Origin of the sequence: Aeromonas sp. s3 (assembly GCF_040907805.1) — a bacterium.
In the GTDB taxonomy this organism is placed as follows: Bacteria; Pseudomonadota; Gammaproteobacteria; order Enterobacterales; family Aeromonadaceae; genus Aeromonas; species Aeromonas dhakensis.
Genome location: NZ_JBFOCQ010000033.1, coordinates 136912 through 156306, shown reverse-complemented (window position 1 = coordinate 156306; position 19395 = coordinate 136912). Strand labels below are relative to the sequence as shown.

At 61.5% G+C, this 19395-nt stretch carries 18 protein-coding genes; 12 read left to right on the top strand and 6 right to left on the bottom strand.

Going from position 1 to position 19395, the window contains the following annotated elements:
• Nucleotides 1-8 precede the first annotated feature (8 nt).
• The 7 genes from pabC (at nucleotide 9) to AB5Y98_RS18985 (ending at nucleotide 6015) form a co-directional block, all read left to right on the top strand.
• A complete protein-coding gene (gene pabC, locus AB5Y98_RS19015; RefSeq protein WP_362816348.1) occupies nucleotides 9-863 on the top strand; it encodes an aminodeoxychorismate lyase in 855 nt (284 codons plus the stop codon).
• Nucleotides 853-1854, top strand: a complete 1002-nt coding sequence (gene mltG / locus AB5Y98_RS19010; protein WP_368232532.1) for an endolytic transglycosylase MltG — start codon at nucleotides 853-855, stop codon at nucleotides 1852-1854. Before pabC ends, mltG begins: the two co-directional genes overlap by 11 nt.
• Complete coding sequence (gene tmk, locus AB5Y98_RS19005; RefSeq protein WP_368232530.1) at nucleotides 1854-2495, top strand: dTMP kinase; 642 nt, start codon at nucleotides 1854-1856, stop codon at nucleotides 2493-2495. Before mltG ends, tmk begins: the two co-directional genes overlap by 1 nt.
• Nucleotides 2480-3427, top strand: coding sequence for a DNA polymerase III subunit delta' (gene holB, locus AB5Y98_RS19000; protein ID WP_368232528.1), 948 nt, complete (start codon nucleotides 2480-2482; stop codon nucleotides 3425-3427). The genes tmk and holB overlap by 16 nt, the downstream gene beginning before the upstream one ends.
• 17 nt (nucleotides 3428-3444) lie before the next feature.
• The gene (locus AB5Y98_RS18995) at nucleotides 3445-4224 is read left to right on the top strand and encodes a TatD family hydrolase (protein WP_368232526.1); all 780 of its coding nucleotides are present in this window, start codon (nucleotides 3445-3447) and stop codon (nucleotides 4222-4224) included.
• A 299-nt stretch (nucleotides 4225-4523) separates the two neighbouring features.
• Nucleotides 4524-5552 (top strand): site-specific integrase, encoded by a 1029-nt coding sequence (locus tag AB5Y98_RS18990; protein ID WP_368232525.1) that lies wholly within the window; start codon nucleotides 4524-4526, stop codon nucleotides 5550-5552.
• Nucleotides 5553-5733: 181 nt separating this feature from the next.
• Nucleotides 5734-6015 (top strand): RepB family protein, encoded by a 282-nt coding sequence (locus AB5Y98_RS18985; protein WP_368232523.1) that lies wholly within the window; start codon nucleotides 5734-5736, stop codon nucleotides 6013-6015.
• Nucleotides 6016-6229: 214 nt separating this feature from the next.
• On the opposite strand, the gene rsmF is transcribed toward AB5Y98_RS18985, so the two are convergent.
• The 4 genes from rsmF to AB5Y98_RS18965 form a co-directional block, all read right to left on the bottom strand.
• Nucleotides 6230-7657: a 16S rRNA (cytosine(1407)-C(5))-methyltransferase RsmF gene (gene rsmF / locus AB5Y98_RS18980; protein ID WP_368232816.1), complete on the bottom strand. Its 1428-nt coding sequence runs from the start codon at nucleotides 7655-7657 to the stop codon at nucleotides 6230-6232.
• Between the two features lie 130 nt (nucleotides 7658-7787).
• Entirely contained in the window at nucleotides 7788-10340 is a 2553-nt protein-coding gene (locus AB5Y98_RS18975) for an MlaD family protein (RefSeq protein WP_368232521.1), read from the bottom strand.
• 61 nt (nucleotides 10341-10401) lie between these two features.
• Nucleotides 10402-11010 (bottom strand): paraquat-inducible protein A, encoded by a 609-nt coding sequence (locus AB5Y98_RS18970; RefSeq protein ID WP_368232519.1) that lies wholly within the window; start codon nucleotides 11008-11010, stop codon nucleotides 10402-10404.
• Nucleotides 10988-11620, bottom strand: a complete 633-nt coding sequence (locus AB5Y98_RS18965; RefSeq protein ID WP_368232517.1) for a paraquat-inducible protein A — start codon at nucleotides 11618-11620, stop codon at nucleotides 10988-10990. Before AB5Y98_RS18965 ends, AB5Y98_RS18970 begins: the two co-directional genes overlap by 23 nt.
• 148 nt (nucleotides 11621-11768) lie before the next feature.
• On the opposite strand from AB5Y98_RS18965, the gene prpB reads away from it, so the two are divergent.
• From prpB to AB5Y98_RS18950, 3 genes are all read left to right on the top strand, one after another.
• Nucleotides 11769-12656, top strand: a complete 888-nt coding sequence (gene prpB, locus AB5Y98_RS18960) for a methylisocitrate lyase (protein ID WP_336290516.1) — start codon at nucleotides 11769-11771, stop codon at nucleotides 12654-12656.
• Between the two features lie 8 nt (nucleotides 12657-12664).
• Nucleotides 12665-13792 (top strand): 2-methylcitrate synthase, encoded by a 1128-nt coding sequence (prpC, locus tag AB5Y98_RS18955; RefSeq protein WP_368232515.1) that lies wholly within the window; start codon nucleotides 12665-12667, stop codon nucleotides 13790-13792.
• Between the two features lie 129 nt (nucleotides 13793-13921).
• Nucleotides 13922-15367: a bifunctional 2-methylcitrate dehydratase/aconitate hydratase gene (locus tag AB5Y98_RS18950; RefSeq protein ID WP_368232514.1), complete on the top strand. Its 1446-nt coding sequence runs from the start codon at nucleotides 13922-13924 to the stop codon at nucleotides 15365-15367.
• Nucleotides 15368-15457: 90 nt separating this feature from the next.
• On the opposite strand, the gene AB5Y98_RS18945 is transcribed toward AB5Y98_RS18950, so the two are convergent.
• Nucleotides 15458-16201, bottom strand: a complete 744-nt coding sequence (locus AB5Y98_RS18945; protein WP_368232512.1) for a hypothetical protein — start codon at nucleotides 16199-16201, stop codon at nucleotides 15458-15460.
• A gap of 210 nt (nucleotides 16202-16411) precedes the next feature.
• On the opposite strand from AB5Y98_RS18945, the gene AB5Y98_RS18940 reads away from it, so the two are divergent.
• A complete protein-coding gene (locus tag AB5Y98_RS18940) occupies nucleotides 16412-16789 on the top strand; it encodes a polyhydroxyalkanoic acid system family protein (RefSeq protein ID WP_017764503.1) in 378 nt (125 codons plus the stop codon).
• A gap of 292 nt (nucleotides 16790-17081) precedes the next feature.
• The gene (locus tag AB5Y98_RS18935) at nucleotides 17082-18497 is read left to right on the top strand and encodes a wax ester/triacylglycerol synthase family O-acyltransferase (protein ID WP_368232510.1); all 1416 of its coding nucleotides are present in this window, start codon (nucleotides 17082-17084) and stop codon (nucleotides 18495-18497) included.
• A gap of 66 nt (nucleotides 18498-18563) precedes the next feature.
• Here the strand turns inward: AB5Y98_RS18935 and AB5Y98_RS18930 are convergent, their stop codons facing one another.
• Nucleotides 18564-19361 (bottom strand): hypothetical protein, encoded by a 798-nt coding sequence (locus tag AB5Y98_RS18930; RefSeq protein WP_368232508.1) that lies wholly within the window; start codon nucleotides 19359-19361, stop codon nucleotides 18564-18566.
• Nucleotides 19362-19395: the final 34 nt, after the last annotated feature.

Genomic DNA, 19395 nt, shown 5'->3' with positions numbered 1-19395 from the left:
CGGATAGTATGGGCCCGATACGTCAGTATCGGGCCTTTTTTATCGGAGGGATCCTTTTGCTGATCAATGGAATACCGACAGACAGCGTGTCCGCCATGGATCGTGGTCTGGCCTATGGGGATGGTCATTTCACCACCCTGTTGGTCAGGGATGGCCGGCCCGTCTGGTGGCCGGCACACCTGACAAGGTTGCAGCAAGCGAGCGCCAGACTCGGCCTTGCCGAGCTGGACTGGCAACAACTTGGCGATGAAGTGGCCCAATTGGCCCGCGATCAAGCGCTGGCGGTGATCAAGGTGATGTTGACCCGCGGCAGCGGTGGTCGGGGCTATGATGGCACTGCCTGCCATGCGCCGACCCGGATCCTGTCGCTGGCCGCTTACCCGGCCCACTACCCGACATGGCAACAAGATGGCATTCCACTCTTGGTATGCCGGCAGCGATTGGGGGATGCTCCCATGCTGGCAGGCCTCAAGACCCTCAACCGGCTGGAGCAGGTGCTGCTGAAAAGCGAACTTGCGGCCCGTTCCGGGGTCGAAGGTATAGTCTTGAACAGTCGGGGATTTCTGGTAGAAGGGGTCAGTGCCAATCTGTTTTGGCGCCGTGGCAGAACGGTGTTTACGCCGGATCTCTCCCACTGCGGCATAGACGGCATCATGCGGCGCCATGTGATGGCAATGCTAAAACAGATGAGCATTGAACTGCGTGTCGTGGAGGCTCCGCTGGAGTCACTGTGGCAGGCCGAAGAGGTATGGCTGACCAATACCCTGATGGGCATAGTGCCGGTCACCGGCATCGGGGAGACCCAATATGCCAGTCAGGAATTGATCCGCCGTTTACAGGAGCGTTTGGTCATTGAAGTTTAATCGGCTTTACACCCTGCTCGCGGGCGCGGCGCTGACTGTCGCCGCTGCCGGGGGCTATGTACATTACAAGTGGCAACAGGTGGAGACGCTCACCAACAAGGGACCGACCCGTCTCTTTACCGTCGAGAAGGGAGCCCATGCGGCGCGTCTGATCGCCGAACTGGGGGAGGGGGAAACCAGCCCCTGGGCGGTGCGACTCTGGTTGCGCGGTCATCCCGAGCTGGTTGCCATCAAGTCTGGTACCTATGAGATCAAGGAAGGGTCGCCCCTCAAGGATACCCTCTCCCTGTTTGCTTCCGGCAAGGAGTTTCACTTCAGCCTGACCTTCGTCGAAGGTTCCCGTTTCGAGGATTGGTTGAAACAGCTGGCCAGCGCCCCTTATCTGGAGCGGCTGACCGTCGAGTTGCCCGAGACCGATCTGGCTCAGGAGCTTGGCATCGAAAACGGCAAGCTGGAGGGGTGGTTCCTGCCGGAGACCTACGCCTATACCACTCATGCCAGTGATCTCTCCATTTTGCGCCGTGCCCATCAGGACATGGAGACCTTCCTGCAGCAGAGCTGGGAGAAGCGTCAGGCCAATCTGCCCTACAAGACTCCCTACGAGGCGCTGATCATGGCCTCGATCATCGAAAAAGAGACGGGGATGCCGGAAGAGCGGGCGCGGATCGCCTCGGTGTTTGTCAATCGTCTGCGCCTTGGCATGAAGCTGCAGACTGATCCCACCGTCATCTACGGGGTGAAGGACAGGTATGACGGCAACATCCGCCGCAGCGACCTGACCGACGTGAACCCCTACAACACCTATGTGATCGACGGCTTGCCGCCCACTCCCATCGCCATGCCGGGCAAGGCCTCCATCGAAGCGGCGCTCAACCCCCTGTCGACCGACTATCTCTATTTCGTCGCCAAGGGGGGCGGGGCCCACTATTTTTCCAAGACCCTCGATGAACACAATCGGGCGGTGCGTGAATACATTTTGAAGAAACCCTAATGTCTAAATTTATCGTGATTGAAGGACTGGAAGGCGCGGGGAAGAGCTCCGCGGTGCGCTACGTGACCGACTATCTGCATGCCCACGGGGTGGCGCGGGTCGAGTGTACCCGTGAGCCGGGCGGCACCCCGCTGGCGGAGCGGATGCGGGCCATCGTCAAGGAGGTGCACGACGAGCGGCTCACCATCGAAGCCGAACTGTTGCTGATGTACGCCTCCCGGGTGCAACTGGTCGAGACCCGCATCAAGCCGGCGCTGGCCGACGGTATCTGGGTGGTGGGCGATCGCCACGACCTCTCCTCCCAGGCCTATCAGGGTGGTGGCCGTGGCATCGATGCCAACCTTATAGGTGCCATCAAACGGGCCGTGCTCGGCGACTTCAAGCCGGATCTGACCCTCTATCTCGACATCGATCCCGCCATCGGCCTGCAACGGGCCCGTCACCGCGGTGAGCTAGACCGGATCGAGCTTGAGCAGCTCAGCTTCTTCGAGCGTACCCGCCAGCGCTATCTGGAACTGGCTGCCGCCGATGAGTCAATCAAGGTGATCGACGCCGGCCAAGCGCCGGAGCAGGTCAAGGCGGCCATCGAGGCTGCCTTGGCCCACTACCTGAAAGACGAGCCCTCATGTATCCCTGGTTGATCCCGGACTGGCGGGCGTTGAGCCAGACTGCCGCCGCCGGCCGGCTCGGGCACGCCTGGCTGCTGCTGGGTGATCCCGGTCTTGGCAAGGAGCAACTTGCACAGCAGCTGGCCCGCCTGCACTTGTGCCATCAGCCTGATTGGGGCGAGCCTTGCGGTCATTGCCACTCCTGCCAGCTGTTTGAAAAGGGTCATCACCCGGATCTGGGCTCCCTCACCACTGAGGGTAAGACCATAGGGGTCGAGGCCATCCGCGAGATCTGTGCGCGCCTGCAGAATTCGGCCCAGCTTGGCCGCGGCAAGGTGGTGATCATCCCCGATGCGGAGCGCATGACCGAATCGGCCGCCAACGCCCTGCTCAAAACCCTGGAGGAGCCGGCCGGCGACAGCTTGTTGCTGCTGATCGCCTCCCAGGTTTCCCGCCTGCTGCCCACCATTCTCAGCCGTTGCCACAAGCATGTCTGTCAGTTGCCGGCGGAAGGGGAGACCCTGGCCTGGCTCGCCGAGCAGGGTCATCAGGCCACCCAGGCTCAGGTGCGGATCTGCCAGGGGGCTCCGCTGCGAGTGCTGGATTACTTGATGCAGCAGCAGGACACGGATCGCCGTGATTTGCTTGAGAGTTTTCTCGCCCTCTCGCAAACACCCACCCGGACCAACCATGTGTGCAGCCTGCTGGCAAGCGATACCCAGGTCAGACTGCACTGGGTGCAGCTGTTCTTGTGCGATGCGCTCAAGACGCAGGCCGGTTGTGGCCCTCACCAGCTGGCCATGCCGGATCTGGCCGCGCTCAGTCAACAACTGGCGGAACGTCACTCCAGTGAAAAGCTGCTGGAGGCGGAGCAGCAGCTCGTTGGGCTCAAGGCGGCCTGCCAGCCCGGGCAGCTCTCCAACCCCACCATTCATTTGATGAACTGGCTCACTCGCTGGTTATAGATCCCAAAAGGTTTTGTATGTTACTCGTTGATTCCCATTGCCACCTCGATCGTCTGAGTTATGGCAGCAAGCAGACCGACATGGCCGATGTGCTGGCCAAGGCGGCCAGGCAGGATGTGGGATATTTTCTCTGTGTGAGCGTGACCCAGGCACAGTTCCCGACCATGCTGGAGGCGATAGCCCCTTACCCTCAGGTGTTTGCCTCCTGCGGCGTGCACCCTCTCAACCAGGAGCCTGGCGTCGATGCCGATTTGTTGTTGGCCCAGGCGGCGGATGAAAGGGTGGTAGCCATCGGCGAGACCGGGCTCGACTACTTCTATTCGCCGGAGAACAAGGAAGTACAGCAGGCTTCCTTCCGCGAGCATATCCGGGTGGCCCGTGCCCTGAACAAGCCTCTCATCATCCATACCCGCGATGCCCAGCAGGATACCCTGCAGATCATGCGTGAGGAGGGGGCAGATCAGGTCGGCGGGGTGCTGCACTGCTTCACCGAGTCGCTTGAAATGGCCGAGGCGGCCATGGCGATGGGGTTTTATATCTCCATCTCCGGCATCGCTACTTTCAAAAATGCGGCTGCGCTGCAAACTGTAGTCAAGGCGCTGCCACTGGAACGACTGCTGGTTGAAACCGACTCTCCCTATCTGGCGCCGGTTCCGCACCGGGGCAGGGAGAACGAGCCGGCCTTCGTACGCGACGTGGCCCAGTTCATCGCGGATCTGCGGCAAATACCGCTGGCCGAATTGGCGCAGGCGACCAGTCACAACTTCTTCGAGTTGTTCAAGTTGGCAAAGCGATAACAAACAACGCCCCGCATAGCGGGGCGTTTTACTATGACAATCAGCAATATCATGGCCCATCCAAAAACGACCATAGTTGTTCGTTATCTCTCACTTTCTGTGGTGGATGCTGATGAGGTAAAACCCTCAACCCTGATAAAACGAAGCAAGAAGAACAGTGTGCTTGAGGAGTAAATGAGGAGGGTGAAATGGGTTAAAAGCACTTTTCATAAGTATCGATAATATTCATTATCGATATTTGATAGATCTGCAAGATCCTGTAAGATCCGACGAAACTCCGCATTAAATCATAGAGTTAAGTGAACTACCCACGTATTTCAAACCCAGTTCAGCAGCCCTTGCAGAGCGTCTTCGATCCTCAGCTGAACAGCCGGGCCAGACGTTTCTTGCGCAGTGCCAAAGCCGACTCCACCCTCAATGCCTATCAGGCCGATACCCGCATCTTCGTGTTCTGGTGCCAGCAGCATGGGCTCGATCCGCTGCAGACTACCCATCATGACATCATGAACTTTCTGGCGGATCAGGCTGACGGTATCCTGGCCGACTGGGTCTGGCTGGACAAGGAAGAGGGGAAGGGGGAGCTTCGCAACGGCGATCCCCGCAAGCCAGCCACCCTGGTAAGACGGCTCGCCGGCATCCGTTATGCCTTCAAGCAGAAGGGGATCCACCCCATGCCGACCGAGCATGCGGAGATAAAGGAGATGATGCGGGGCATAGTGCGGCTCGGTGACAACCGCAAGCGCAAGACGGGGGCGCTGACCCTTAAACCGCTGGCCTGTGTGCTCGACGAAATCGACACCAGCAATCTGGCGGGACTGCGGGATTACACCCTGTTGCTGCTGATGTTCAGCGGTGCCTTGCGCCGCTCGGAGGCCGCAAGGATTGAGGTGGATGATCTCGACTTTGTGGGGCAGGGGATCCGTCTTCGGCTCAAGCCCAGCAAGCATCAGCTACATGAAACGGAGATCGCCCTGGTGCCCGGCAAACAATATTGCCCGGTGTCGGCACTGACGCGCTGGCTCAAACAGAGCCGGATCCATGAGGGGGCCCTGTTTCGCCGCATGAATCGCTGGGGTCAGCTCATGCAGGAGCCGCTCGGCCCGCAGGGTATCAATCTGATGATAAAGCGCCGTACCGGTCAGGCCATCGATGATCTCCAGGTCAGCGGCCACAGTCTGCGCCGCGGCTTCATCACCTCGGCGGTCACTGCCGGCAAACCGATGAACAAGATCATCGAGGTCACCCGTCACAAGGATATCCGTACCTTGCAAGAGTATTTCGACGATGCCCACAAGTTCTCGGATCACGCCCTGGATGGTCTGCTGTAATATAACCGCGTCACTCTCTTTTTTATGTTAAATGATATCTTGTTGATCCAATGATATATTTGCAGCGCACTGGACCTCACCCCATCAAGAAGGGGAGAGTCAGACTCTTCGGTGTTGGTCAGCGAATATTGAAGACTTGGTGAGAGATAACGGGCTGTAAAAATCAAAGTTGCAAGGTGATATGAGCCAGGAAATAGAAGTGAGCGGGGCGCAAGACAACGCCGAGCGGCAGCGCCAACACGTGAAACGCAAACAGGAAACTCACAGCCGGTTGCAATGCTGGATCAGCAATCGCCATGCCGAGCGGCTGGCCATGTTGGGGCAGTTGCTCGAAGACAGCCAGGCATCCCTCATCGAACAGGCCATCGATCTGCTCTATCGGCAAGAGCTGCAACATGAGCAGCAACAGAAACAGGATAGAGCGCAGATCGATGCGCAAGCACCGGCGGAGATGCTCGAGTAAACGCGCCAGCAACTGAGGCAGAGATCGAGAAACAGGAATATAAAAAAAGCCAGGTACGAATTCCTTGTACCTGGCATAGGGGAATTGGCTCCTTGCAGAGCCGTGCGCTAACTGGTGTTCGGATTGCCTTTAAGCTTAGACAAGGCTCAAGGCTTTTCAAGATCCGCGCAAAGGTTCAACCGGAGTGTGGGTTTTCCTGCTCCGGTACAACTTGCTACACGAACAGATTGTTGTCGCGCACCAGCTCGCGGGGCAGGGCATTCTTGACCCGGCTGCCCACCCATTTCCCCATGCCCAAGGTATGCCCCTGATAGCGGACGATCACCTCACCGCTACCGGCGGCTTGCTCCGGCCACACGTCCCGCCCCATCATGAACTCCCGTGCATTCGCTATATCGAGCTCGACGAATCCCTTGCTCGCACCATCGCCATAGGCCAGTGCCCACTCATGGGTCAGCCGATACCCTTTCTTGAAAGTCTCCGCCAGTTTCAGTCCGATGCGATCAAAGCGCAGCTTGCCCTGTACCTGCTCGAACAGCTGGGGGAAGAGCCAGATCTCCTCGCTGCGGCCAAACAGATTTCCCTGCGGCACCACCCCGAAGGCTGCTTCAATCTCGCGCAACATGGGTTCGGACTCCTTGGCTTGCAGCGGCGAGAAAGGGAATTTGCCGAGCTTGCCCGGTTTGAACATGGTATTGGGCACTGAGTGGTGCTTGCGCAATCTGGCGACGAAAAAGCCTTCACTGTCGAAGATCTGGGGCCAAACGTGCAGGTATCCCTCTGGTGTACAGGCTTTCTCTGCAGCGGGGAAGAGATCGGCCAGCGAGTCAAAGCTGAACGCATCGCCGAACTTGTCTTGCAGTGACTGACAGACGGCCTGGTTCTCCTGCAGGCTCAAGGTACAGGTGGAGTAGACCAGTACTCCACCCGGTTTGAGGGCATGGAAGGCGCTCTCCAGCAACCCTTGCTGCACGGCGGCGATCTCGTCGATGCTCTCGATGCTCCAGTTGCGCAGGGCGTCTTCGTCCTTGCGCACTGTGCCCTCGCCGGAGCAGGGGGCGTCGAGCAGGATGGCATCGAAGGTTTCCGGCAACCACTGGCCGAAGACCTTGGCATCGAAATGGGTCATGCCCACGTTGGTCACACCGCAGCGTTGCAGATTGGCGCTGAGCACCTTGAGCCGGCTGCTGGAGTATTCGTTGGCAACCAGCATGCCCTGGTTGTTCATCAAGGCTGCGATCTGGGTGGTCTTGGAGCCGGGGGCCGCCGCCGCGTCCAGCAACATGCCGTCACGCCGGGTCTGCTCACAGGCAAACAGGGCGGTGACCGGCAACATGGAGCTCGCCTCCTGAATGTAGAAGAGGCCGCTTAAATGCTCGGCGGTGTTGCCAAGGGGTACGCTCTCGTCTTCGCGACTGAGCCAGAAGCCGGTGTCGCACCAGGGCACGGGATCGAGCTGCCAACCAAGCGGTTGCATCCGCGCCACAAACGCCGCCACCGATATCTTCAGGGTGTTGACCCGGATGCTGCGCCGCAGCGGTCGTCGACAACTGGCCACGAACTCATCCATGGAGAGGTGCGCCGGCATGATGGCCGCGATATGGCGCAAGAAGTGATCGGGAAGATAGGTGTTGTCGTGCACGGAGCCGTCTCGTTGACCGAAAATGAGGGGCGACATCTTATCACAAGGGCAGGAATATTCTGAAAGCGCAGCGGCTAAAAACAAGCCCGGCACAGTGCCGGGCTTGGGTGAGCGTGAGTGAGGGGAGAGATCAGGGCTGGATGCGGGGGCTCCACTCCTGCCACTCTTTCTCGGCCTTGGCATGCAGCGGGTAACTGTGGCCGGCCTTGACGGTCGGCCCCATCTCTTTCTCCGGAGTGTTGAAGGCGATGCCGCCGGCGAGCAGGCTCTGCACCGTCTCCACCTCTATGGTGCCACCGGTCAGGCCGATATCCGCCTTGACCCCGGAGACGTTCCAGAAGCGGGTGTTGGCCCGCACCAGATGGGCGTACTCCTGCTCCACGTTGACGTCGATCAGCACCTCGCTGCCATCACGGGCCAGCGCCACCTTGGTCACGCTACCCACCACCATCTTGCGAAACAGCAATGGACTGCCGACGCTCAAACCGTTGACCGATGCGCTCTTGAGGGTGAGCGCCAGGCCGGCCGGGCCGCTCTGACTGAGGGGGAAGCGCTCCTTGCCAGCCCCTTGGCCGGGCTGCGCCTCCACAAAGGCACCCTTGATCAGGGTATCGAGATGAGCCACGCCGCCCAGTCCCAGCTTGGCCTGCACCAGAGTAAAACGGGCACCAGACTGCAGGAAGCGCGCGGCATACTGGCCATCCAGCTCGGCCTTGAAGATCACCTGGCCCAGGGTCGGCTCCAGCTCAATCTGTTCAATCTTGCCGATGTCGACCCCGCGGTAGCGGATCGGGCTGCCGACCCCGAGCCCCGGGTTGCTGTCGGCCACCAGGGAGAGGGTCCGTACCTTGGCCTTGGCCTGCTCCTTGCTGTCAAAGAGCTGGTGACTGCTGCGGCCCGTGCCGAGCCGATCGAATTCGATGGCACCGCGCAGCAGGGTGGCGAGGTTCCCCACCTTGACCTGCACGCCATCCACCCGCACCCGGGTATCCAGCGCCGGCTTTTTCCAGAATTGCGGCTGCTGCTCCAGCAGGGGGGCATAGACACCGGCGATCTCGAGTTCGATCTCCACCCCCTCCCTGGCGGCGCGCAGCGCGTTGACCTTGCCGGCCTCGAGCCCCAGATAGAGCACGGGGGAGCCGATACCGATGCCATCGGCTTGTTCGGCCTTCAAGATCCAGCGACGGGGCTTGGCATCGCGGGTACCGAGCAGCGCCAGCTCCTGGCTGGGATAGAGCCGGTTGACCCGCTCACCGGCGGGGGCCTGCACCAGCTTGATGCCGCCGCCAATCCAGGCGCTGGCCGGGCTGGTTTCCACCTTGATGCCGCTCAAGTCGGCATCGATCTGCAGCGGCGCCGCCCGATAGAAACGGGCCCGGTTGAGCAGATGCTGATACTGGCTCTGCACGACCAGAGCCACGCTGGCGTTGCCGCCGCCATCCAGGGTGAGCTGGCTGATCTGACCCACCTGCAAGCCCTTGTACCAGAGCGGCGCCCCCTCGTTGAGGCCGGCCAGATCGTCGGCCTGCAGCACCAGCTTGATGCCGCCCGGTTGCTCTTTGTTGCTCAGGGTCATGGCCTTGACCCGCTCGCCCGCCACATAGTCGAGACGAATGGCCGGGCCCGCCAGCAGGCGATCCGCATGCTTGATGCCACCGGCGCCGAGGGAAACGCTCTCCCACACCAGACGGCTGTTGCCGGTGATCCGAAACGCCTGCTCCGGGTTGATCAGTGCGCTCACCACCCGGCCCTTGTCGGTGAGGCGAATGGGGTCGATGCGGCCGATCTCGATGCCTTCAAACAGGATGGGCATCCCCTCCTTGATGGGCAGATCCCCCGCCTGGATGTCAATTCGCTCGCCGCGTGCCGCCTCGGCCAACCCTTTGTAGAGGGTGAAGACCTGGCCTTTCTCCGGCTCCGGGGAGTCCTTGGGAGAGTCGAAGGCGATGCCGCCGCTCAGGATGGAGGTGAGGCTGCCGGCCTCCACATTGACCCCGGCCAGGCTGAAGGAGCCCTTGATGCCGCTGATGTTCCAGAAGCGGGTGTCGGCCTTGATGAGGTGTTCAAAACGCGGCTCGATCACCAGATCCAGGATCACGTTCTGGTTCTCTTCGCCAAGGCGGGTGTTGATGACGCTGCCCACCTCGATGCCGCGAAAATAGAGCTTGGCGCCGATGCCGACCGAGCCGAGCGAATCGGCGGTCAGGTGCAGCATCCGCCCCTGGGCCTGATAACCGGGGGGAGGGCCGTCCAGCGCGTCGAACTCCTCCTGTGGCGGGTTGTTGTCCCGCCCGGGCTGCAGGTTGATGTAGTTGCCGGAGACCAGGGTATCGAGACCGGAGATCTCGGTGAGCGACGCCTTGGGGCTCACCAGCCAGAAATCCGAACCTTTGCGGATGAGCGGGCGGGCCCGGCTGTCAATCTTGGCCAGCACGGCTATCTTGCGGCCATCCTCGGCCAGCGCCAGCTCCTGCACCACCCCGATGGCGACCCCCTGATAGCGCACCTGGGTCTTGCCCGGCAAGATGCCGTTGCCCTGGGCGAAATTGATGCGAATAAGCTGGCCACTGCTGACAAACTGCTGGTAGATGAAGCCCCCCGCCAGCAACAGGGCGATAAAGGGCAGCAACCAGACGGGTGACAACCAGCGACGCTTCTCAATGACGGGTTCAGCCCCGATCATACCGACTCCTTAATTGGCTGAGATAAACAGCATTCAGATAGAAGAAAACAGGTTCCGCGCCCTAGCAGGCCGCCTTGTCCCACAGCAGGCGCGTGTCCAGCATGCGGGCCGACATCATGGTCAGCACCACCACACCGGCAAAGGCGGTGGCGCCGGGGCCGGCTCGCACGTTGAGCAGCACCCCGCGATCCACCAGGGCCACCATCAGCGAGATGACGAACAAGTCCAGCATGGACCAGCGCCCGATGAAGTCGATGATGCGATACATGATGAGCTGGCGTTTGCGCCGCACCGGCTTGCTGCGCTGTAGTTGCCAGCAGATCCAGCCCAGCCCCAGGATCTTGCCCACCGGCACTATGATGCTGGCGGTGAGGACTATGGTGGCAATCCCCGACATCTTGCTGCGATAGAGCATCATGATACCGCTGAAGATGGTGTCGGATTGCAACAACCCCTTATTGTAGAAGTGGGTGATGGGCAGCAGGTTGGCGGGCAGCAGCATGAAGCTGGCCAGCGCCAGCAACCCCCAGGACCAGGCCAGGGAGTGGGGAATGCGCACTTGCAGCCGGCTGTGGCAGCGTGGGCAGACGCTGCCCGCCTGATAGCGCACCAGCAGGCCACAGGTGTGGCAGCGGCAGAGCCCCAGTTCACGGGCGCTGGTCTGGGACATGGTCCTGCTCCTCCAGCGGTACCCGCTCCCAATAGGGGGCGGGGTCAAACAGGATCAGCAACGTCAGGTTGAGCAGCATCAGGATCCCAAGGCTGAGCAGGCCGCCGCCGAGGCGCACATCGGCGATGTCGACCAGCTTGAACAGGGCGACCAGCAGGCTGACGATGTAGACCTCCAACATGGCCCAGTGGCGAAACACCTCCACCGCTTTCAGGGTCGGCGCCAGTATGTGCCAGCGTTTGGCGAGGCCCGAGGCCAGCGCAAAAATCCCGAGCAGCAAGCCCACCGGCGCCAGCACGGCGCACCAGAACACCAGCCCCGCCACCCAGATCTCGTGCTCGAGCAGCAGCACCAGGATCCCCTTGAGCAGGTTGGCGTCCGAATTGACACCGGCCAGGCGCAGGTAGATCAGCGGCTCGAAGAAGGCGGACGGGAGCAACAGGAAACCGGTGATGGTCAGCGCCATCAGCTGGGAGGGGCGAAATGCGTAGCGCCCGTACAAATGCTGATGACAGCGGGGGCAGTGGGCGTGGCGCCCAAGCGGCAATAACTTGCGTTCGATCAGCAAGTCGCAAGCCGGGCAAACGATCACGGGATTGGGATCCGACATTACGATTCAACCTGTTGAAGGAATTGCTGAAATTTACCCTAAAAGCCGCGTCCTGTCTTGCCTGGCAGGGGTCTGCCACGAAAGTATGATTGACGTTAACGTAAACGTGATATTAGATAGTCAGACCAGACAAGTGAAAGGAGTCATGATGTCCAGCCTTACCCCCTCGGCAGGTCTGCGCTTTCGCACCGCCCTCGCCAATGAACGCCCCCTGCAGATCGTCGGCACCATCAATGCCTACATGGCGCTGATGGCGGAGCGCAGCGGTTTTCAGGCCATTTACCTCTCGGGCGCCGGCGTGGCCAACGCCTCCTATGGCCTGCCGGATCTTGGCATGACCAGCCTGAACGACGTCTTGACCGACGCCGAACGCATCACGGCGGCGACCCGTGTGCCGCTTTTGGTCGACATCGACACCGGCTGGGGCGGGGCCTTCAACATCGCCCGCACCGTGCGCGCCTTCGAGCGTGCCGGGGTAGCGGCCGTGCACATGGAAGATCAGGTCGCCCAGAAGCGCTGTGGCCACCGACCCAACAAGGCGGTGGTCTCGCAGGAGGAGATGTGTGATCGCATCAAGGCGGCGGTGGATGCCCGCGAGAACGACGAGTTCGTCATCATGGCCCGTACCGACGCACTGGCGGTGGAGGGGATTGGCCCGGCGCTGGAGCGCGCCGCCGCCTATGTGGCCGCCGGCGCCGACATGATCTTCGCCGAGGCGGTGATCGAGCTCGGCCAGTATGACCTGTTCAAGCAGGCGGCCGGGGTCCCCATTCTCGCCAACATGACCGAATTCGGCAAAACCGAGCTGTTCGACAAGGAGGCGCTCGCCGCCCACGGCGTTGACATGGTGCTCTATCCCTTGAGCGCCAGCCGGGCAGCCAATCAGGCGGCCCTCAACGTCTATCAACACCTTCGCCAGGATGGCCATCAGCGGGCCGTCGTCGACACCATGCAGACCCGGGAGTCACTCTACGATTTCCTCGGTTATCACCACTACGAGCAGACGCTGGACCGTCTGTTTACATCCAGGGACTAGGAGGAAAAATGGGACAGCAAAAACCGTTGGGTGGCGCCGGCCTGCGTGGCCAGAGCGCGGGGGAGACCAGCATCTGCACCGTGGGCAAGAGCGGCACCGGGCTCACCTATCGCGGCTATGACATCCAGGAGCTGGCCGACGGCGCCCAGTTCGAAGAGGTCGCCTACCTGCTGCTCAAAGGCGAGCTGCCGGACGAGCAGCAGCTCGAGGATTACAAGCGGACCCTGCGCAGCCTGCGCACCCTGCCAGCCGCCTTGCTGGAGGTGCTCGAGCGCATTCCTGCCGACGCCCACCCCATGGATGTGCTGCGCACCGGCTGCTCCATGCTCGGTGATCTGGAGCCGGAGGATGGCTTCGAGCACGAGCATGAAGTGGCGGATCGGCTGCTGGCCGCCTTCCCGGGTATTCTCCTCTATTGGTACAAGTTCAGCCACGACGGGGTGCGCATCGCTCTCGACACCGATGAGGAGTGCATCGGCGGCCACTTCCTGGCGCTGCTGCTCCAGAAGGCGCCGAGCGAGCTGGAGCGCCGGGTGATGCACGTCTCCCTCATTCTCTACGCCGAGCATGAGTTCAACGCCTCCACCTTTGCGGCGCGGGTCTGCGCCTCGACGCTCTCCGACATGTTCTCCTGCGTCACCGCGGCCATCGGCACCCTGCGCGGCCCGCTGCACGGCGGCGCCAACGAGGCCGCCATGGCGATGATCGAACCCTGGCAGGATGAGGCCCAGGCGCGGAGCGAGCTGCAGGCCAAGCTCGCGGCCAAGGAGAAGATCATGGGCTTTGGCCACGCCGTCTATCGCACCTCGGATCCGCGCAACGTCATCATCAAGAACTGGTCGGCCAAGCTGGCCGAAGCGGTGGGCGATGACCGGCTCTATCGCGTCTCCTGCGAGGCGGAGAAGGTGATGTGGGAGGAGAAAGAGCTCTTCCCGAACGCCGATTTCTTCCATGCCAGCGCCTATCACTACATGGGGATCCCGACCAAGCTGTTCACCCCCATCTTCGTCTGCTCGCGGGTCACCGGCTGGTGCGCCCACGTGATGGAGCAGCGCGAACACAACCGGATCATCCGCCCGAGCGCCGATTACGTCGGCCCGGCGCCCCGGCATTTCGTCTCGCTGCAGCAGCGATAATCATGGGCGGCCCTGTCACCCCATTGCGTCACCCGACACCGGCAACAGCGGGGTCGATGAGCGCAGGCGGGCGGGCAGGGCGCCGTTTCATCACCCTGTTTCATTCACTACAACGATAAGGAAGTCACGATGTCCGCCAACGTCGACGTCAACCACAGACCAGACCCCGATCAGGTGCTGGTCGATATTGCCGATTACGTCTGCAATCACCCCATTACCAGCCAGGCCGCCCTCGATACCGCCCGTTACTGCCTGATGGATACCCTGGGCTGTGGCCTCTTGGCCCTGCGTTTTCCCGAGTGCACCAAGCACCTTGGTCCCATCGTGCCCGGTACCCTGGTACCCCATGGTGCCCGGGTGCCCGGTACCCAGCTCTGTCTCGATCCGGTCAAGGCCGCCTGGGATATCGGTGCCATCATCCGCTGGCTCGATTACAACGACACCTGGCTGGCCGCCGAGTGGGGTCACCCCTCCGACAACCTGGGTGGCATCCTCGCCACCGCCGACTGGCTCTCCCGTACCCGGGTGGCAGAAGGCAAGGCGCCACTCACCATGAGCGATGTGATGACGGCCATGGTGAAGGCCCATGAGATCCAGGGGGTACTGGCACTGGAGAACTCCTTCAACCGGGTCGGTCTCGATCACGTGGTGCTGGTGAAGGTTGCCAGTACCGCCGTGGTGACCCACATGCTGGGGGGTAGCCGCGATCAGGTGATCGATGCGGTCTCCCAGGCCTGGGTCGATGGCCAGAGCCTGCGTACCTACCGTCATGCCCCCAATGCGGGTTCTCGCAAGAGCTGGGCGGCGGGGGATGCCACCTCCCGGGCGGTGCGCCTGGCCCTTATCACCATGAGCGGCGAGATGGGTTATCCCGGCGCTCTGTCTGCTCCCAAGTGGGGCTTCTACGACGTACTGTTCAAGGGCAACCAGTTCGCGCTCCATCAGAGCTACGGCAGCTATGTGATGGAGAACGTGCTGTTCAAGATCTCTTACCCTGCCGAGTTCCACGCCCAGACCGCGGTGGAGTGTGCCATGAAGCTGCATGAGCAGGTGAAGGGGCGGCTGGACGAAATTGACCGCATCGAGCTCACCACCCATGAGTCGGCCATTCGCATCATCAGCAAGGTGGGCGCCCTCAACAATCCGGCCGATCGGGATCACTGCCTGCAGTACATGGTGGCGGTGCCGCTCATCTTCGGGCGTCTCATCGCCGAGGATTACGAGGACGCCGTGGCCGCCGATCCCCGTATCGATGGGCTGCGCGCCAAGATGGTGGTGCAGGAGGACAAGCGCTACAGCCGCGAGTATCTGGAAGCGGACAAGCGATCCATTGCCAACGCCATCCAGGTCTTCTTCAAGGACGGCACCCACACCGCCAAGGTGGAGGTGGAGTACCCGGTCGGCCATCGTCGCCGCCGCGAGGAGGGGATCCCGCTGCTGGTAGAGAAGTTCCGCCACAACCTAGCCACCCGCTTCCCTGCCAAACGGTCCGAGGCGATCCTGGCCCTCTGCCAGGATGGCAAGCAACTGGCCGCCACTCCGGTGCACACCTTCATGGCTCTGCTGGTGATCTGACCGCACTCCTGTCCAACGATAAACGAAAAGCGGGCCACTCGGCCCGCTTTGTCATGTTTGACTGCATGTGTGCCTGCATGACTCCCAAGGTCAATCCAGCACTGTGTCATCGCCCGCCAGCAACGCCTGCATAATGGCCGTCTCGCGGCTGGCGATGGTCTCGAGAAACTCTCTGGCCCGCCCCATGTGATGACAGACCCGGTAACCCCGCTCGACAAAGGAGAAGAGCTCGCCCAACCCCGCCAGATGGGCCGGCCCCGATATCAGCTTCAAGGTCGCCCCGAGCAGCGGCTTTCTGGCCAGCCGGTCCAGGGTCATCCCCAGCTCGTTAACCAGTTGCAACTGATTACGGCGGCGCGCTTCTTCACCCACCTCTTGATAGGCGAGGGCATAGGCCTTGGCGTTCAGTCGCGCCATATTGCCGCTACGGCGCAATGCCACCACCATCAGGTAGTCGAGCTCCTCGGAGAGAGCATCGAGTTCAATGGCCTGTGCCAGCACCTTGAGACCGGACTCCGGCAACAGCCGCTCGGCGGTCGGCATCACCCGCATCACGTCCGCATCGCGGCGGGCACAATCCCCCGGCCCGTAGAGGTCGGTCAGGAAAAACTGCGCAGCCGGGCCGTAGCGCTTGCTCTCCAGCAGATCGCGGTGAGTGCGCCCCAGCCGGTCGGCCTGCCATTGGCGCAGTGCGTCCCTGTCTTGCTGATCCTGCGGGTGGGTGCGCATCTGCTCGCGCAAGGCGGCCACCTGGTTGAGCTGACGATAGAGTCGCCCCAGGGTGCTCTCTTCATCCAGGTGGTGGTCATCGGATGGTTGTTTCTCTTGGGTCATCTGCTGCTCTCTTGACCTGTGTTCTCTGGTGTATCCCATGGCCTGTAACGGATAAAACGGGCGACCGACGAGGGCGGGAGTCACTCGTCACGAGCCGCCAGCCCAGTGTAACGCGGCGGCAACCCAGGCGGAATCGATGGAGCTTTTACTCGACAGCCTTTGTTAAGTGAGTCCCAAATATGTTGCAAATCACTTTCACTTGTTTGATTCATGTGTTTAATATCAGTAAATGTCGTCACCGCTCAGAGAGTTAGCATGTTTCTATACGATCCCCTTGCCGGCAGCAACCTATCGACCATCCAGGTCAGCCGTCAACACCCGCTCGGCCTCGCCGGCGCTCGGCTCGCCGCCGAAGCCATCGCCCAGGACATGAGCGAAGAGTACGAACTCGACTGCGAGTGGGAAGACGAGGAGGAGACCCGCTTGCTGTTTCGCGGCGCAGGGGTCAATGGCTCCCTCTGCCTCACCGAGGATACCCTGTCACTGGAAGTGCGCCTCGGCCTGATGCTGTTGCCGGTACGCAGCGTACTGGAGCAGGAGATCCTCGAATATGTTGATCAGCGCCTGCCTTGTCCCGCGCGGCGATAACCAATCCAATAAAGACTGATCCAGCGCAATAAATAATAGTGAAGTAGCGCGCTTTATATTCTTTTGGCGAAACAGCCGACCTGGAGATTATTATTCAGGCGGCATATCACAAGTCGTATTTTTAAATTTTACGGGGCAACAAGAGCCTCTGCTTTTGTCATGGATGGCTGGTGTTAATTAATCGCCGTGCAGTTTCACCAACATAAGAAAACATTGTTTGTTGCTTCCGTTCTGTTCGCCGACGTCCAGAACGAAATGTGGCACAAATAATGCGAAACAATAGGGATAATACATGTCTGTGTGTGAACTCATCTCCTGTGTCGATACCGCCTGGCTGCGGATGGACAGGCCCAACAACTTGATGCAGATCGTCGGCGTGCTGATGTTCGACGGTCAGCTGGATGAAACCAGATTGCGCGAGAGCCTGCTGCACACCGTACGGGTACAGCCGCGCTTCGCGCAGAAAGCCTGCCTGGAAGGGGGGGAGTACTACTGGCGTACCGACCCCGACTTCGATCTCGACCTGCATCTCAAGCGGGTGATCCTGCCGGGCAAGGCCGAGCTGGAGCGGCTGGTGGCCGACTTTGCCTCCACCCCCCTCAACCATCAGCGTCCGCTCTGGGAGATGCACCTGGTAGACACCTCCCTCGGCGGCCAGGCGCTGGTGGTGCGCTTTCATCACGCCATGGGGGACGGCTTCTCCCTGGTGCGGGCCATGCTCACCATGATGGACGAGAGCCCGGTTGCCCCTCCCAGACCGCAGCCAGAGCCGGTGGCCAACGACGACGGCGACGAAGAGCACGATCAGCAGGGCAGTCGCCTGCTGCGGGCCGGCCTCAAGCTGACCGGCACCCTCTGGTCCAAATACGTCGAGGTGCTGACCCACCCCACCAAGGCGATGGACTACCTCAAGACCAGCCGGGACGTGACCGCCGAGCTCTACACCATCGCCACCCTCTCCGATGATGCCGATACCCGGCTCAGGGGAGAGACCGGCTGCACCAAGCGGGTAGCCTGGTCAGAACAGATCCCGCTGCCGGACGTGAAGGCGGTGGGGCGGGTGCTCGGCTGCTCGGTCAACGACCTGCTGATCGCCGCCACCGCCGGGGCCTTTCGCCACTATCTGCTGGAGAAGGGCGACGAGGCCGACGTCGACATCCGGGCACTGGTGCCGGTCAACATGCGCGCTCCGGACGACAAGGGGGCCCTTGGCAACCGCTTCGGGCTGGTGGCCCTGGATCTGCCCCTCAACATCGAACATCCGCTGCAACGCCTCTATGCGGTGCGGGATCGGATGCAGGCGCTCAAATCTTCCCTGCAGCCGGCGGTGGTGCTCAACCTGCTGGAAGTGATGGGCATTGCCCCCAAGGCGGTGCAGCAACAGGCCATCGACATCCTCTCCGCCAAGGCCAGCGCCGTCATCACCAACGTGCCTGGCCCGCAGCAGACCCTCTATCTGGCCGGCGCCAGGTTGCGCCAGCCGCTGTTCTGGGTGCCCCAGGCCGGCGATATCGCGGTCGGCGTCTCCATCCTCTCCTATGACAACAAGGTGCAGGTGGGCCTGATCACCGACAAGAAGCGGGTGCCGGACCCGGATCTCATCGTCGAGCGCTTCGCGGTGGAGTTTGAGCAGTTGCTGCTGCTGGTGCTGATGGAGCCGGATCTGCTCTGCGACCCCGGAATGCTGGATCAGCTGCTGCACGACTGATGCGCCGCGCTTCAGACGCAAGAGGCCAACCCGGGGGTTGGCCTCTTGTCTTATGAGTCTGGCGAGTTACTCCTCTTCCAGCTCCTCACGGGCGGCTTCCACGTCGAGCCGCTCCATGGCATCCAGCGGCTCGCACTCGGCAGCCTCGCCGTAGAGTGCCTCGGCCGCCGCCATCTTGCTCTTGCCGTGCATCATCACCATGGCGTTGGCGTACTCCATGCGGGCGATGGCGGAGTGGGGGATGATGGCCAGCGCCGCCTTGAAGTGACGCTCGGACTCATCCTTCTTGGCGCCGTAGGTGATGCCGCCGATCATGGCGCCCAGCTTGTCGATGATCTCCGCATGCCAGGCACCGAAGGCGATATGGGCCTCCCCGTGATCAGGCTCAAGCGCCAGCGCCTTTTCCAGGCTGCTCTTGATCTTGTCACCTATACCGATGGAGAGTGCCTTGGAGACCGATATCACCTGGCTGTAGCGACCCAGCGCCAGGGCGTGGAAGTACCAGGCGTTGACGTTGTCTGGCTGACGTTTTTGCAGCTTCTCGGCGTTGCTGGCGGCCAGCTCGAACGCCTCGCGCTTGGCATACTTGTCATCCAGCAGGTAGCTGGCGTGGATCACCAGCGCCTTGTTCGCCACGTTGAGGCCATCCTCGCCGGCGGCCAGCCCCAGGCTGACGGCCCGGGCGAAATCACCGGCGTGATAGGCGCGCCATGCTTCCTGTACCTGTTCATCTTCGGGCCAGGGCTCGGCATCCCCCTGGTGCAGCCGCTCCCAGTGCTGCTCAAGGCGCTCCCCGGCATAGTCATAGGTGGCTTCCGGCCAGGGGAAGGGGGTGAAATCGAAGTTGGGCTGTGCAGTGGTCATATGATTCTCCCTGTTAAAAACACAATCAAAAAAC